This is a genomic window from Inquilinus sp. OTU3971 (assembly GCF_038440215.1).
In genome coordinates this window covers 1-13,805 of the sequence record NZ_JASATH010000209.1, presented here as the reverse complement: position 1 = coordinate 13,805, position 13,805 = coordinate 1, and the positions used below count along the sequence as shown (strand labels likewise).

Annotated in this window: 16 protein-coding genes; 10 read left to right on the top strand and 6 right to left on the bottom strand. The window is 67.6% G+C overall.

What is annotated here, in order from left to right:
- Positions 1-109: 109 nt before the first annotated feature.
- Both AAHM41_RS34105 and AAHM41_RS34100 read left to right on the top strand, forming a co-directional pair.
- Positions 110-838, top strand: a complete 729-nt coding sequence (locus tag AAHM41_RS34105) for a 4'-phosphopantetheinyl transferase family protein (protein ID WP_342241087.1) — start codon at positions 110-112, stop codon at positions 836-838.
- A 29-nt stretch (positions 839-867) separates the two neighbouring features.
- Positions 868-1,236 (top strand): VOC family protein, encoded by a 369-nt coding sequence (locus AAHM41_RS34100; RefSeq protein ID WP_342241086.1) that lies wholly within the window; start codon positions 868-870, stop codon positions 1,234-1,236.
- A gap of 4 nt (positions 1,237-1,240) precedes the next feature.
- Here AAHM41_RS34100 and AAHM41_RS34095 read toward each other — a convergent pair whose 3' ends face one another.
- Entirely contained in the window at positions 1,241-1,975 is a 735-nt protein-coding gene (locus tag AAHM41_RS34095; protein WP_342241085.1) for an SDR family oxidoreductase, read from the bottom strand.
- A gap of 87 nt (positions 1,976-2,062) precedes the next feature.
- Between AAHM41_RS34095 and msrB the strand changes: the two genes are divergently transcribed.
- The 4 genes from msrB to AAHM41_RS34075 all read left to right on the top strand — a co-directional run bounded on the left by msrB (position 2,063) and on the right by AAHM41_RS34075 (position 3,670).
- Positions 2,063-2,461, top strand: coding sequence for a peptide-methionine (R)-S-oxide reductase MsrB (gene msrB / locus AAHM41_RS34090; protein WP_342241084.1), 399 nt, complete (start codon positions 2,063-2,065; stop codon positions 2,459-2,461).
- Between the two features lie 122 nt (positions 2,462-2,583).
- A complete protein-coding gene (locus AAHM41_RS34085; protein ID WP_342241083.1) occupies positions 2,584-2,961 on the top strand; it encodes a PRC-barrel domain-containing protein in 378 nt (125 codons plus the stop codon).
- Positions 2,962-2,986: 25 nt separating this feature from the next.
- On the top strand, positions 2,987-3,175 hold the full coding sequence (locus AAHM41_RS34080) for a hypothetical protein (RefSeq protein WP_342241082.1): 189 nt from the start codon (positions 2,987-2,989) through the stop codon (positions 3,173-3,175).
- A 105-nt stretch (positions 3,176-3,280) separates the two neighbouring features.
- Positions 3,281-3,670 (top strand): hypothetical protein, encoded by a 390-nt coding sequence (locus tag AAHM41_RS34075; RefSeq protein ID WP_342241081.1) that lies wholly within the window; start codon positions 3,281-3,283, stop codon positions 3,668-3,670.
- A 90-nt stretch (positions 3,671-3,760) separates the two neighbouring features.
- Here AAHM41_RS34075 and AAHM41_RS34070 read toward each other — a convergent pair whose 3' ends face one another.
- From AAHM41_RS34070 to msrA, 5 genes are all read right to left on the bottom strand, one after another.
- On the bottom strand, positions 3,761-3,985 hold the full coding sequence (locus AAHM41_RS34070; protein WP_342241080.1) for a hypothetical protein: 225 nt from the start codon (positions 3,983-3,985) through the stop codon (positions 3,761-3,763).
- A gap of 105 nt (positions 3,986-4,090) precedes the next feature.
- The gene (locus AAHM41_RS34065) at positions 4,091-6,325 is read right to left on the bottom strand and encodes a xanthine dehydrogenase family protein molybdopterin-binding subunit (RefSeq protein ID WP_342241079.1); all 2,235 of its coding nucleotides are present in this window, start codon (positions 6,323-6,325) and stop codon (positions 4,091-4,093) included.
- Positions 6,322-6,828 carry a (2Fe-2S)-binding protein gene (locus AAHM41_RS34060; RefSeq protein WP_342241078.1) on the bottom strand — a complete coding sequence of 169 codons (507 nt, stop codon included), beginning with the start codon at positions 6,826-6,828 and terminating at the stop codon, positions 6,322-6,324. Before AAHM41_RS34060 ends, AAHM41_RS34065 begins: the two co-directional genes overlap by 4 nt.
- A gap of 10 nt (positions 6,829-6,838) precedes the next feature.
- Positions 6,839-8,209 carry a c-type cytochrome gene (locus AAHM41_RS34055; RefSeq protein ID WP_342241077.1) on the bottom strand — a complete coding sequence of 457 codons (1,371 nt, stop codon included), beginning with the start codon at positions 8,207-8,209 and terminating at the stop codon, positions 6,839-6,841.
- A gap of 127 nt (positions 8,210-8,336) precedes the next feature.
- Entirely contained in the window at positions 8,337-9,047 is a 711-nt protein-coding gene (msrA, locus tag AAHM41_RS34050; protein ID WP_342241076.1) for a peptide-methionine (S)-S-oxide reductase MsrA, read from the bottom strand.
- 713 nt (positions 9,048-9,760) lie between these two features.
- On the opposite strand from msrA, the gene AAHM41_RS34045 reads away from it, so the two are divergent.
- The 4 genes from AAHM41_RS34045 (at position 9,761) to AAHM41_RS34035 (ending at position 13,536) form a co-directional block, all read left to right on the top strand.
- Positions 9,761-10,447, top strand: coding sequence for a hemopexin repeat-containing protein (locus tag AAHM41_RS34045; protein ID WP_342241075.1), 687 nt, complete (start codon positions 9,761-9,763; stop codon positions 10,445-10,447).
- A gap of 415 nt (positions 10,448-10,862) precedes the next feature.
- Positions 10,863-11,585, top strand: coding sequence for an SEC-C domain-containing protein (locus tag AAHM41_RS40755; protein WP_446719506.1), 723 nt, complete (start codon positions 10,863-10,865; stop codon positions 11,583-11,585).
- Positions 11,586-11,928: 343 nt separating this feature from the next.
- Positions 11,929-12,672: a phosphotransferase enzyme family protein gene (locus AAHM41_RS34040; protein ID WP_342241074.1), complete on the top strand. Its 744-nt coding sequence runs from the start codon at positions 11,929-11,931 to the stop codon at positions 12,670-12,672.
- A 156-nt stretch (positions 12,673-12,828) separates the two neighbouring features.
- On the top strand, positions 12,829-13,536 hold the full coding sequence (locus tag AAHM41_RS34035; RefSeq protein WP_342241088.1) for a DUF899 family protein: 708 nt from the start codon (positions 12,829-12,831) through the stop codon (positions 13,534-13,536).
- The last annotated feature ends 269 nt before the right edge of the window (positions 13,537-13,805 follow it).

Sequence of the window (13,805 nt, the reverse complement as noted above, 5' to 3'; positions counted from 1 at the left end):
AGAAAACCCCCTCCCCCTACCCCCCTCCCGCGAGGGGAGGGGGGACTCAAAAGAGGCGATGTGTGAATGTCGTAGCTCCTCGGGGAGGGTGAAGGGGCAAGGAGGGGCGATGTCCGACACCTGGGCCATGCCGTCGGGCTTCCCCGACCTGCCGCCGGGACAGGTGCAGGTCTGGCGGCTCAGGACCGAGCGCGATCCGGCGGCCGGACTGGCCGTGCTGTCGGCGGAGGAGCGGCAGCGCGCCGACCGGTTCCGCACCGACCTGCTGCGGGCCCGCTATGTCGCCGCCCATGCGGCGCTGCGGCTGCTGCTCGGCCGCACGCTCGATACGCCGGCGGACCGGCTGTGCTTCCGCCAGAACTCCTGGGGCAAGCCCGAGCTGGCGGAGGGCGACCTGCGCTTCAACCTCTCGCACAGCGGCCCCTGGGCCGTGGTGGCGCTGGCCCGCGGCATCGAGGTCGGGGTCGATGTCGAGGCGGTGCGGCATCCGCCGCCGCTCGATGTCGCCGGCATCGCCTATTCCGTGGCGGAGCGGGCGGCCCTGGCCCCCCTGTCCGGCCCGGCGCTGACAGCCGCCTTCTTCGCGATCTGGACCCGCAAGGAGGCGCTGTCCAAGGGCATCGGCCGCGGCTTCTCCTTCGACTTCACCGGCTTCACCGTCAGCGCAAACCCGGCCGAGCGGACCAGCCGCCCCGTCCTGCCGCCGGACCTCGCCGGCGCCGACTGGCACCTGCACGACCTGCCGTCGATCGAGGGCGCGGCTGCGGCGCTGGCCGTCCCGGCCGCCGGAATCGGAGTCGCCGCCTGGCGTTTCGAGCCGGGGCTGTGGGGGCTGTAGGATAGGGACTCGGGGCAAGGGAGGCATCCATGCTGGATCACGTCACCATCCGGGTCAGCGACCTCGAGCGGTCGAAGGCCTTCTACGACACGCTTCTGGCGCCGCTCGGCATCACCCGGCTCTATGCCGATGGCGAAAGCTTCGCGGGCTATGGCGCCGGCCGAAGGGCGTTCTTCTGGATCGGCCTGCACGACGGCGCCGTCACCGGCACCCATGTCGCCTTCGCCGCGCCGGAACGGGATGCCGTCGACCGCTTCCACGCGGCGGGGCTGGCAGCGGGCGGCCGCGACAACGGCGCGCCCGGGCTGCGGCCGCACTATCATCCCGACTATTACGGCGCCTTCCTGCTCGACCCCGACGGCCACAATGTCGAAGCGGTGTGCCGCGCGGCGCCCTGACCGGTCAGGTCGCCAGAAACCCGCCATCCACGGGGACGATGGCGCCGTTCATCATCGCCGAGGCGTCGCCGAGCAGGTACAGGATCACCTCGGCGACCTCTTCCGGCTGGGCGAAGCGGCCGAGCGGGATGCGGCCCAGCATCGGGCCGGACTTGGCCGGGTCGCTCCATGCCTTCACCGCCATCGGCGTCAGCGTCACCACCGGGTTGACGCTGTTGGTGCGGATGCCGTGCGGCCCCAGCTCCACCGCCATCACCCGGGTGATCTCGTCGAGCGCGCCCTTCGAGGCGCAATAGGCGGTGTGGTCGGGCAGGCCGATCATCGACGACACGCTCGACACGTTGACGATGGCGCCCTTCTGCCCGCGCCGGATCAGGTCGCGCGCCACCACCTGGGCCACGATCATCGGCGCCCGGGCGTTCACCGCCATGATCGCATCGAAATTCTCGACCGAGGTGTCGAGGAAGGATTCCAGCGTGGTGGTGCCGGCGCAGTTCACCAGGGCGTCGACCGGCAGCGCCTCGGTCGCCGCCCGCCGCGTCGCCTCGGCGTCGCCCAGGTCGACGGCGATGGTGCGGCAGCCGGTCTCCTGCGCCAGGGTCGCCAGGTCTTCGGGGCTGCGGGTGGCGGCGATCACCTCGGCGCCGCGCCGGTGCAGCATGACGGCCGTCGCCCGGCCGATGCCCTTGCCGGCGCCGGTCACCAGCACCCGCCGCCCGGCGAAATCCCGTCCGTCCATGCCGCCCTCCCTATCCTCGAATGGCGTCGCCACCTATATCAGGGTCGGGGCGCCGGCGCCTCCCCGGACCGGCCCAGGAGATCGAGCATGCCCGAACCCTATCCCGTGACCCGCAGCGATGCCGAATGGCGCCGGATCCTGACGCCCGAGCAGTACCAGGTGATGCGGCAGCATGGCACAGAGCGGCCGGGAAGCTGCAGCCTGCTGAGCGAGCACCGGCCGGGCGCCTTCTGCTGCGCCGGCTGCGGCAGCAAGCTGTTCGAATCGAAATTGAAGTTCGAGAGCGGCACGGGCTGGCCCAGCTTCAACGACCCGGTGCCGGATGCGGTCGAGACCACCGTCGACCGCAGCTGGGGCATGACCCGCGTCGAGGTGCATTGCGCCACCTGCGGCAGCCATCTCGGCCATGTCTTCGAGGACGGGCCGCCGCCCAGCGGGCTGCGCTATTGCATCAACGGCGTGGCGCTGGATTTCCAGCCGGAGTGAGCTTCGGCGGGGCGACAACCGCTCCGAAGATGATCGCGCACGCCCGAAAATCGCACAATCTTGATAGGAACCGAGTGGCCGTCTCTTCCCGTTATACGTGTATCGAAACGTGGGAGGCGGCCATGGAACATCGTGAGGAGACGACCACGCTGATCTCCGGCGACAAAGTCGCCGGCACCAATGTCTACAACGCCGCGGGCGAACGCCTCGGCGAGATTCACGACGTGATGCTCGACAAGCTGTCCGGGCATGTCGCCTATGCCGTGATGTCCTTCGGTGGCTTCCTCGGCCTCGGCGAGAAGTATCACCCGCTGCCCTGGTCGGCGCTGGACTACGACACCGACAAGGGCGGCTACGTCGTGAACCTGTCGCGCGAGCAGCTCGAAGGGGCCCCGGTCTATGCCGAGGACGCCCCGCCGCGCTGGAATCGCGAATACGAGCAGGACATCCACGACTATTACGGCATCAGCCCGTACTGGACGGGTCCGTTGCCGCGCTGACGGAGGCCGGCCCCGGGAGGCCGCCATGCCCGAACGGGTCGTCGACGTGTTCGACGAGACCGGTGTCCTGGTGACGAGCTACACCGTCATCCTGGCCGGTTCGAGCGAAGCGCCGGATGAAGCGTATGAGCGCGAAGCTCTCCGGATGGCGGCCTTCGACGCGGCCGTTCCCGCCGACCGGCTCGCCGGGTTGACGGCGAAGGTCCGACGGTAGCGCGGCACCAACGGTTTGGCCCAAGGTCCAACCCGCCGGATATGGGACGAACGATCCCGTGGTGCCGTTGATCTGGAGACAACGAGCCCCACAGGAGGAAACACCATGAACTGGATCGTGATCGTCTCCGCGGCGGGATTCCTGGCGCTGAGCCCGCCGGCTTTGGCCGATTGCGGCCAGGACATCGACCAGCTCGATGCCCAGTTCAAGCAGGCGGAGTCACAGAGCGGGCAGCCCGCGGCCACGCCCCATCAAACCCAGACGATGCAGGGTGCGCAGGAAGGCACCGCCGGCACCATGCCGAGCACCGGCAGCGCCCCTGACGCCGCCTCGAGCGAGCATCAGCGGGAGGCGCTCAAAGGCGCCGGCGAGGCATCGCCGCAGGAGCAGTTCGCCGCGCATCTGCAGGAGGCCCGCCAACTGGCGCAGAACGGCGACGAGACCGGGGGCATGGCCAAGGTCGAGGCCGCGCGCAAGCTGCTCGGCACGCCCTGACGGACTCCAGGCCGCTCGCCAAAACAGGATCGGGCCTGCGGAGACGTATTCTCCGCAGGCCCGATCCGGTTTAGCGCCGATCCCGGGGGATCAGCAGCGTCCGACGGCGTGGCAGTTCGTCAGGCCGCCGATAGCGGCGCCGCCGACACCGCCGATGATCGCGCCGGTCCCGACATTGCCGCCGGTGATCGCGGCCGTGCCGGCGCCGAGTCCTGCGCCGAGCGCGCCGCCCGACAGAGCCCGCGTGCCGGGGTCGCGGCCGCAGGCTGCCAGCGACAGCGCCGCGGCGAGAATGATCATGGCTGGCTTCAGCATTGCGATCTCCGTACCTGTTTTCGCAGTTCGGACTCACAAACAATGCGGAGCGCGCGGCCGTTCCCCGCTCGCGGCGGCAAAGGGAAGGGGTGTGGCATGGAAGCCTCACACCCCGATGGCGGACTTGACCTTGGCGGCGGTCAGCGGCAGGTCGCGCAGCCTTTGGCCGGTGGCGTCGGCGATGCCGTTGGCCAGGGCGGCGCTGGCCGGGCCCTGGCCGGTCTCGCCGCAGCCCAGGAAGGGCGTGCCCGGCCGGTCGATGATGCGGATCTCGACACTGTCCGGCACCGCGTCGAAGCGCAGGATCGGATAGGTCGACCAGTCGACCGAGGTGATCCGGCCCTGGTCGAAGCCGACGCTCTCATACAGGGTCCAGCTCATCGACTGCAGCACGGCGCCCTCGATCTGGTTGCGCACCCCGTCGGGATTGACCACCTGGCCGGTGTCGACCGCGGCGACCACCCGCGGCACCCGGACCGCGCCGGTCTCGCGTTCGACCGCCACCTCGACCGCCACGGCGCAATAGGCGGCCAGGTTCTTGTAGCGGGCGAAGGCGAAGCCGCGGCCATGCCCGGGGGCGGCCGGGCGCCCCTGGTTCCAGCCGAAGGCCTCGGCCGCGGCGGCAACGACGTCGCGGCCGCGCGGGTCGTCCAGATGCTTCAGCCGGAACTCGACCGGGTCGGCCCCGGCGGCCAGCGCCAGCTCGTCCATGAAGCTCTCGATCGCGAACACGTTCATCTGCGCACCGAGCGAGCGCAGGGCGGAGATGCGCAGCGGCATGTCCGGCAGGAAGTGATGCACCACCCGGGCGCTGGGCAGGGTGTAGAGCGGGATGGCGTTGCGGTCGCCGCCACCCTCCGGCTGCGGCAGCGGCCTGGGCGGCGGCACCGGGAAGGGCTTCGCCAGGTGCCGGGCGGCCAGCAGGCTGCCGGCCGGGCCCGGGCGCATCGAATGGGTGTTGCTCCACACCCCGTAATCCCAGTCGGCGATGCGGCCGGCCTCGTCCAGCGTGGCCCGGGCCTGGGCCACCATCGCCGGGCCATAGGGCTCCCAGGCGTGCTCCTGCTCGCGCATCCATTGCACCCGCACCGGGCGGCCGGGCAATGCTGTGGCCAGCAGGGCGGCATCGGCCGCGGCGTCGTCGGCGCCGTTGTGGCCGTAGCAGCCGGAGCCCTGGACATGGATGCAGCGCACCTGCTCGGGTGGCCGGCCCAGCATCTCGGCGATCGCCTTGCGGTCGGGATAGACGCCCTGGGTGTGGGTCCAGACCGTCAGCAGCCCGTCCCGGTCCTGCTGCGCCACGGCGCAGGACGGGCCGATCGACCCGTGCAGCAGATAGGGCCGGGAATAGCGGGCCTCCAGGGTTCGGCCGGGGGTGGACGGCGTAGCGCCGTATCGCTCGAGGATGGTGAAGTCCTTGGCCGGCAGCGCCAGCAGTACCTCCGGCAGCCGGGACTGGTCCGGCAGATTCGCCTCCTCCTGCCACTGCGCCGCGGCGGCCAGCAGCCGCATCGCCTTGACCGCCTGGAACTCCTGCTCCGCCACCACCGCCAGGAAGTTGCCGTCGCGCACCACCTTGACCACGCCGGGCAGGGCTTCGACGGCGCCCATGTCCAGTGCGGTCAGCCGGGCACCGGTGCTGGGCGGCCGCACGATCCGGCCATGCAGCATGCCGGGCAGGCGCAGGTCCTGCACATAGGCCTCGCCGCCGGTCACCTTGGCCGGGATGTCGATCCGCGGCACCGGCTGGCCCATCACCCGGAAGGCGGCGGGGTCGGTCAGCTTCGACTCCGGCTGCGCCTGGACGTGCAGCGACAAGCCGGCGGCCAGGGCGCCGTAGGAGCGGCGGTTGCCGTCCGGCGCCAGCACATTGCCGGCCTCGAGCCGCAGCTGGCCGGCCGGGATGCCCATCTGCCGCGCCGCCTCGGCCAGCAGGATCTCGCGGACCTGGGCCGCGGCGTTGCGGATCGCGGTGCCGCTGTCCTGCATCGAATGGCTGCCGGCGGTGTAGCCCTCATTGGCGGTGCGGCCGGTGTCGGCGGTGACGATGGTCGGCGTCTCGAAGGACAGGCCCAGCTCCTCCGCCGCGATCTGCTGCAGCGCGGTGGCGATGCCCTGGCCCAGCTCGGCCTTGCCGGTGAAGACGGTGACCGCGCCCTTCGGATCGACCCGGATCCAGGAATCGAGGAAGGGGGCATCCTCCAGGCTGCCGGGCAGGGCACCGCCCAGCTGCGGCGTCTCGGCCGCCTGCTGGGCCAGGCCGGCGGGGGCGAGGGCGAAGCTGACCACCAGGCCGCCGGCGCCCTGCAGCACGCAGCGGCGGGACAGGCCGGCGCTCACAGCACCGCCTCCCGCGGCGCCGTGCCCTGCGGCTCGGCCGAGGCGCTCCGCATTTCCTGCGCGGCGCGGCGGATCGCCCGCAGGATCCGCATATGGGTGCCGCAGCGGCAGAGATGCGGCTGCAGGGCCTGGCGGATCTGGGCGTCCGACGGGGTCAGGGTCTTCCGCAGCAGGGCGTGGGCCCGCATCATCGTGCCCGGGATGCAGTAGCCGCACTGCGCCGCCTGCTCGGCGATGAAGGCGCGCTGCAGCGGCCCGGGCTCGTCCTCGGTGCCCAGCCCCTCCAGCGTCGTCACCTCCTTGTTCTCCGCCAGCAGCACCGGGACGACACAGGAGAACGCGACCTCGCCGTCGACCAGCACGGCGCAGGAGCCGCACTGGCCCAGGCCGCAGCCGTATTTCGCGGCGTTGAGCTGCAGCTCGCCGCGCAGCACGTACAGCAGCGGCGTGTCGGGATCGGCGGCGATGCTCTGCCGGCGGCCGTTGACCTTGAGCTCGATCATGACCTCTCCCTCAGTGGCTTGCGGCAGCTGCGGCCGCGACCTCGCTGTCCCGGGCGGCCCGCACGGCGTCGCCCAGCCCGGTCCAGCCCGGCCGGTCGCTGAAGCGGCCGCGCAGATAGCCCAGCAGCGTCTCGAGCTGCCGGTCCGACAGGGCGGCGGCGAAGCCCGGCATGATCGGGCCGCGGGCGCCGCTCGCCGCCGGGACGCCGTGGCGGATGATGCGGATCAGATTGGCCGGGCTGTCGCCGCTGATGGCGGAGCTGAGCCGGAGGTCGAGGCCGCCGAAGGGCGAGGGCCGGCCGCTCTCATGGCAGGCGGCGCAGGTGCCGGCATAGATTGCGGCGCCGGGGTCCTCGGTCGGAACGGCGGCGGCAATGGTCTGGCTGCCGGCCGATTGCGGCCGGGTGCCGGGACCGGCCGGGTTGGCGGTGGCCGCCGCCAGGGCGTCGCCGCGCTTGCGGGCCTCCGCATCCGGCAGCCCCATCACCGCGGCGACATAGGCGGCGATCGCCCGGACATCCTCCTCCGGCACCGCCGCCAGGCTGTCGGCCACCGGCGCCATCGGCCCCTGCGCCGTGCCGTGCTGCCCGTGCCAGCCGTCGCGCAGGTAGTGGAACAGCGACTCCCGGGTCCAGGGCACCGGCGCCGTCGACCCGCTGCCGATCGGCACGGCATGCCAGCCCTCGGCGTCGCCGCCGGCGAAGCGGCGGCCGGTTTCCTCGGCGCCGAACAGGTTGCGCGGCGTGTGGCAGGCGCCGCAATGGGCCAGCCCTTCGGCCAGATAGGCGCCGCGGTTCCACGTCGCATCATGCGCCGGGTCGGGCGTGTAGGGGCCAGGCTGCAGGAACAGCAGCTTCCAGCCGGCCAGCACGAAGCGCTGGTTCAGGGGCCAGGGCAGGTCGTTGGCCGGCGCCCTTGCCGCGACCGGCTGGCGCGTCATCAGGAAGGCATGGAGCGCCCGGTTGTCCGCGTCGCTCACCAGGGTGAAGTGGTCATAGGGGAAGGCCGGGTACAGGTGGCGGCCCGTGCGGTCGACGCCCTCGCGCATCGCCCGGCCGAACGCCGCCTCCGGCCAGCGGCCGATGCCGGTCTCGGGGTCGGGGGTGATGTTGGTGGAGTACACGGTGCCGAACGGCGTCGGCAGCGCCAGCCCGCCGGCGAAGGGCTTGCCGCCCGGCGCGGTGTGGCAGGTGCCGCAATTGCCGATCGCGGCCAGCTCGGCGCCCTTCTGCACCAGCGCCGGGTCGAAGCCGGCCGCCGCCGGCGGGTCGACCGGATCGATCGCCGGCCGCCAGGCATAGGCGGCCAGCCCCGCGGCGCCGCCGACGATCAGCAGCAGCCCGACTCCCAGCGCGATGCCGCCGGCCTTCAGCAGCCCCATGAAGATCCGTCCCTTGCCCGCCGGCCGGTCCTCTCACGGGCCCTGAGCCGGTGCATTCCTGGTTATGCCAATGCTCGGACAAGACGGCCGTCCTGGCCAGGGGCGATTTGTCGCCGCTCCGCTGCCCTCAGTTGGTCTGCGCCGAGACCAGCACCGGGTCGGCGCGGTAGGCCTCCGGGAACAGGCGCTGCAGGGCCTCGACCTTCGGCAGGTCGTTGATCGCGATGTAGGGGCTGGTCGGGTGCAGCGTCATGTAGTCCTGGTGGTAGTCCTCGGCCGGAGTGAAGGCGTGCCCCGGCTCGATCCTGGTGACGATCCGGTCGTCGAACACCCCGGCCCGGTCCAATTGCTCGACATAGGCCTTGGCCACGCGCGCCTGCTCCGCATCCGCCGGGAAGATCGCCGAGCGGTACTGGGTGCCGCTGTCGGGCCCCTGGCGGTTCAGCTGGGTCGGGTCATGCGCCACCGAGAAGTAGATCTGCAGGATGCGGCCATAGCTGATCCGGCGCGGATCGTAGGTGATCTTCACCGATTCCGCGTGGCCGGTGCCGCCGCCGCTGACCGTCTCGTACTGCGCCGTCGCCGCGTCGCCGCCGGCATAGCCGGAGACGGCGCTGGTGACGCCCTTGACGTGCTGGAACACGCCCTGCACGCCCCAGAAGCAGCCGCCGGCCAGCACCGCGGTCTCCGGCGCCGCGCCCGGAACCTCGTCGACCGCCGGCGGCGGCACCAGCCGCGCCTCCTCGGCCGAGGACTGGGTGACCGCCAGCCCGGCGGCGACTGCAAGCAGCGACAGGGCGCCGGCCAGGGCCGGCAGGGAAGGAAAGCGCTTGATCACGATCCGGATCTCCCGTTCGGGCCCGCGAAGGCCCCGACAGCCGGTTCGCCGAAGCGGGCTGTCGGGTTACGGGAGGCGGCAGAGCGCGCGGTCACATGTCCAGGTTGTGACCCTCAGCACGTTCTCCCGAATGAAGTCGCGGCGCGGCTCGCCCCGGCCGCTGCCGCCCTAATTCTTCTGTCTCATCAGTGGGGTCCGCTCCAACCTATCCCGATTGCGACCGGATGCCGTCGAGACCCGTCCAGCTCCCCGACCGCGGCATAAGCAATCGCGATCTGCTCGATGCGCTCCGGCCGGAGCTGGCCGCATGAAGCACCGACGTGGCCTGTTCAGCGAAGATATCGGGATGGCGCACGACCAAGCCGATTCCAAGCTGATGCTCTACCGAGTCCGGGCGCGGCGAACCTGTGATCACCGACGCTCGCGCCCAGGGCATGCCCGGCGCCGAAGAAGAGCTGAGCGGTCGGATCGCGGCGCCGGGGCGATCGATGCGGCGATCAGCCCGCAAGCATGAGCCGCCAGTGGATTCGCTCAGGCACGATCCACTGGCATCGCGATCCACTGGCATTTGGATGAGGATTGCGCGCCGATCTCTCAGGACACTAGTCACATTACGGCTCGTGTGCGCAGACTGAGTGCCGGATGGGCGCGGACAATCGGTCGATATCCGCCTTCCTCCGTTGAAACGGATGCACTTCTGCGGAGTTCAAAAGATGTCGGAGAAGCTCTACCTTTTTAAAGGAGACCAGTACATCCAGTGTGATGTCGCATCTAGGAAGGTCGACGATGGATATCCTCGACAAATTGGAAACGATTGGACAGGATTGTCTCATTACAATTGGTCAGCAAATGGCCACGATGTCCCGGTATTTCGACTTGACCGTAACCTTGTAGCCTCCCCATCTAAGGATCAATTTGTATGGTTTTACCTGAGAAATGAAGGATACCTGTGGCTCATACAATACGATCTAACCGAAGACACCGCAGGTTACATGAATAATGCGAGTGTTGAATATGGACAGATCGCGTCGCCGAATTTTGTGGACAATATAAGTGCTGTTAGATATTTGGAAGATGACTTATATTTATTTTCCGGAAACCAATGGATGCTTAAAAAATCTGGCAGCAATGTATTGGAAAAAGAAGTATTCCAAAATACCGCCACCATGCCTCATCTTCCTGCAGGATATACGGATAATTTCGACGCCGTTGTGGAGCTTGAAGGAAAAAATACGATGTTTTTCAAAGGAAGCGATTGCTTTGTGTACAGTACTGAACCTGAACCTCAGCCGATATCGTCTATTTGGATCGGAACCGACAAGATCGGCTTTGATAGAGACATCGACGCCGCTTGCGTACTTCCTGCGGAGAAGAGTTCGTACCTCAAATCCAACACTTAGCCGAATCAGTTAAACGATTGGGTCGGAGGCGCGGCGCACCTGGCCGCGCCTCCGATCCGACTTCACTTGTTCAAGATCCGTGAGGCCGGGTATTTCGGTGACGGGTGCGCCTGGAGACCGGCAAGGAGTAGGTGGTGCAAGTCCACTGCGATGAAGGAGTAGCGCGATCCACATCGGCCCCGAGCCGTGCGTTGCTGTCCGTGAGGGCAGGGGCGAAGCGTCGGCAGGGGAGAGCATAGGCCAGCCATCGAGCCGCGAAAGGCACTGGGGATTTCGGATTTCCTAAGGCGTGGTATTGTGCCGTCGCTCAGCCGCAAACCTCATTTGCGCCGGCTGCGCAAGGTTGCAGCGCTAAGTTGAGACATGGTTCATTCCTCGTTTAATTCTTTGACCAATTTCTAGGAGTGCAGAAAATATGCTTGCCAACGGACAGGTCCAACTAGTCAGTCCCAGAGTTTATCCCCTTCCTATAAATCAGTTAGAAGATGGAATGTTTGAATCGAGATTTTCAGGAAAGCTACAAAAAATTGCTCGACCCGGCGGATATTCAAGCGGCAGCTGCTACTGGAATGTGGAGAAACACGTCAACCAACATGGCGGATCCAAAGTTAACGGCTGGTTGCTAAATTGGTGGCCGAGACTATACACAGAAGCCATGCACCACGCTGTTTGGAAGTCTCCCTCTGGAGAACTCATCGATGTGACAAACGATCCTTATGGATCGAACGAACATGGGCATTCTACATTCTCGGAAGACGAATCTATTCCGATCAATTTGGAGTTTTGGCCATGCATCCCATCTGATTGGTGTTATCTTCAACACGATCTGCGAAATCTGACATATGCGTTCATCCATAGCTGCCACGCTCGGTCTGTGATTGCGAGGCTCTATTCTCAATTTGTTCTACAGAACGGCTTGAAATTAGATGAGAATGGGAGGTATCCAGGGAAACCAGCTCGCAATCTAACCGAGAAACGTCTCTTGGAGGCAATCGAAGCAATAACTCTCTCGATAGGCGGTCAAATAAATGAACTGAAGCGCCTAGACGTTGTGAGAGCTCCCGACGACGTGACGGAACAGTGTCCATGCGGATCCGGCCTCGCCTATAAGAAATGCCATGGGGTGGCATCCAGTTAGGCCACCTGTTGGGCTGGACCCCTGGACTTGGACTGCAATTTTAAAGTGCACTGTCACCGAATTTCCATCAGCGCACCAAATAATGCACTGTCACCGAATTTCCGGTTCGCCGAAGATGGCCGCCGAGTTACGGCTGCCTCCGCAGTGAGGCAATCCGATCGCAAGAACATAAGTCCCCCTCGCGCGAGGGGGGCGGGGAGGGGGGCTGGTCGTCAAAACCGGCCTGACAACGCTCGATGACAGGTGCACTTATGATGGCGGCAGAGCAGGACGGCACCAACGCCATCGCGGAGCTGGGAAATTATTGTACTGTCGCCGAAGTCTGCAATCGGGTTGGTCGAAGATGTCGGCAGGGGGATGGGAGGCGCTCGCGCAGTGGGGTGACGATGTGGCTCGCATCGAGCCGCTCGCTGGCGGAGTTGCCAACGACGTGTGGAGCGTGCGCATCCAGGGGCGCCTCGCGGTCGGTCGTCTCGGTGCCAGGAGCGACGCTGATCTTGCGTGGGAGACCGGGATCCTCCAACACCTCGACCGTGAAGGTCTGGCCGTGCCGGTGCCGATCCCGACGACGGACGGCCGGCTGTTCGCGGACGGCTTGGTGGTGATGACATATGTGGAGGGCGGGCCGCCCGAGACGGCGGCCGACTGGCGTCGCGTGGCCGATACGCTCCGCCGGCTGCATCGGTTGACGCAGGGCTGGCCGCAGCGCCCGGGCTGGCGATCGTCGACCGACCTCCTGCACGCCGAGACCGGAACGAAGGTCGACCTCGCCGCGATGCCGCCCGAGGGCGTTGCCCGATGCCGGGCGGCGTGGGCGCGGCTCATCGGACGTCGGACATGCGTCGTCCACGGCAACCCCAACAACCCTGGCAATGTCCGCATGACCGCGAATCGGGTCGCGCTGATCGACTGGGACGAGTCGCATGTCGACGTGCCCGACCTTGACCTGGTGCTGCCCCACAACGCCGCCGGTCTCGACGGCGCCGCGCATGACATCGCCGCGCAAGCGTCGGCCGCATGGGAGGCCGCCGTCTGCTGGGACGATGCTTACGCCATCAAGCGGCTTGCCGAAGTTCGAGCGGTCTGAGCGGCGGCAGCGAGAGGCCGCATCGAATCCCGCCACACTTGTCACTCTTACCGTCTCGACGTCCGGCGCTAACTCCTTCTGCCCGAGCTGCCAGGTGACGAATGGGAGAGCGAGATGATGAAAGACGCCAGGTGAGAGCACCCTGCCGCGCCGAGGATCGTCGATCGCAGCACCTTCGAGGCAGAGCTGGACGCCTTGCGGGTTCGAGAGAAGGCTTATACGAGAGAAGGCGATGCCCTTGCGGCCGCCCGCCGGCGACTGCCCATGGTCGAGGTGGATGGCACCACGCCGCTGATCGGCGACCATGGTCCGGTGACGCTGCTGGATGCGTTCGAGGGACGCCGGATCCTCATCGCCTACTACTTCATGTGGCACGCCGGCCGCTCGGCGGCGGAGCAGTGCGAGGGCTGCACCCTCTACACATCGCAGGTCCGCGAGCTGTCCTTCCTGCAATCCCGCGACGTGACCTACGCCACGATCTGCCAGGGCCCGTACGAGGAGAGCGCCCGGTACCGCGACTTCATGGGCTGGGAGATGCCCTGGTACGCGGCCGACCGGGGCTCGCTCGAGACGCTGCTGGTCGGGCGCCGGGTGGGCATGATGCACATCGTCTGCTACCTGCGGCAGGGATCCGATGTGTTCGAGACCTACTGGACAACGCAGCGCGGCGTCGAGGTGATGGGCAACAGCTACGCCCTGCTCGATCTCACGGTCTATGGGCGGCAGGAGCCGTGGGAGGACTCGCCGGCCGGCTGGCCGCGGTGGGAGGGCGAGCACTTCTATCGCGTCGGTGACCGTCCCATCGTCCAATGGCCTCGCGTGAAGGCCGGGCATTCCGACGACCTGGGGACCGGCGGGCGGTGAACCGAGGCGGCATGGACGCGGCGGACTCACGACCGGCCGCTCGAGTGTGTAGTGCCCCGGAGCTGAGACAGGGGAACGGGTGACACGAGTGGACTGCACCCCTGGACTGAGACAGAAGAATTAGGGTGACATGGGCGATCGGAGGGTGGATGCCCGACAAGCCCAGAACGTCTACACGCGGTTTCCCGGCCGCACTGAAGCAGGCGGCGATGGTTCGATAGCTTGAGCGCCGGACGCTGCGTAGAGCAAACTTCGATTTCTAAAGGATT

Coding starts and splice junctions, on each gene's coding strand:
- AAHM41_RS34095 (WP_342241085.1), bottom strand. CDS start 1,975: ATGGACGGACGGGATTTCGCCGGGCGGCGGGTGCTGGTGACCGGCGCC.
- AAHM41_RS34075 (WP_342241081.1), top strand. CDS start 3,281: ATGAACTGGATCGTGATCGTCTCCGCGGCGGGATTCCTGGCGCTGAGC.
- AAHM41_RS34045 (WP_342241075.1), top strand. CDS start 9,761: ATGTCGGAGAAGCTCTACCTTTTTAAAGGAGACCAGTACATCCAGTGT.
- AAHM41_RS34085 (WP_342241083.1), top strand. CDS start 2,584: ATGGAACATCGTGAGGAGACGACCACGCTGATCTCCGGCGACAAAGTC.
- AAHM41_RS40755 (WP_446719506.1), top strand. CDS start 10,863: ATGCTTGCCAACGGACAGGTCCAACTAGTCAGTCCCAGAGTTTATCCC.
- msrB (WP_342241084.1), top strand. CDS start 2,063: ATGCCCGAACCCTATCCCGTGACCCGCAGCGATGCCGAATGGCGCCGG.
- AAHM41_RS34055 (WP_342241077.1), bottom strand. CDS start 8,209: ATGGGGCTGCTGAAGGCCGGCGGCATCGCGCTGGGAGTCGGGCTGCTG.
- AAHM41_RS34070 (WP_342241080.1), bottom strand. CDS start 3,985: ATGCTGAAGCCAGCCATGATCATTCTCGCCGCGGCGCTGTCGCTGGCA.
- AAHM41_RS34100 (WP_342241086.1), top strand. CDS start 868: ATGCTGGATCACGTCACCATCCGGGTCAGCGACCTCGAGCGGTCGAAG.
- AAHM41_RS34040 (WP_342241074.1), top strand. CDS start 11,929: ATGTCGGCAGGGGGATGGGAGGCGCTCGCGCAGTGGGGTGACGATGTG.
- AAHM41_RS34105 (WP_342241087.1), top strand. CDS start 110: ATGTCCGACACCTGGGCCATGCCGTCGGGCTTCCCCGACCTGCCGCCG.
- AAHM41_RS34080 (WP_342241082.1), top strand. CDS start 2,987: ATGCCCGAACGGGTCGTCGACGTGTTCGACGAGACCGGTGTCCTGGTG.
- AAHM41_RS34060 (WP_342241078.1), bottom strand. CDS start 6,828: ATGATCGAGCTCAAGGTCAACGGCCGCCGGCAGAGCATCGCCGCCGAT.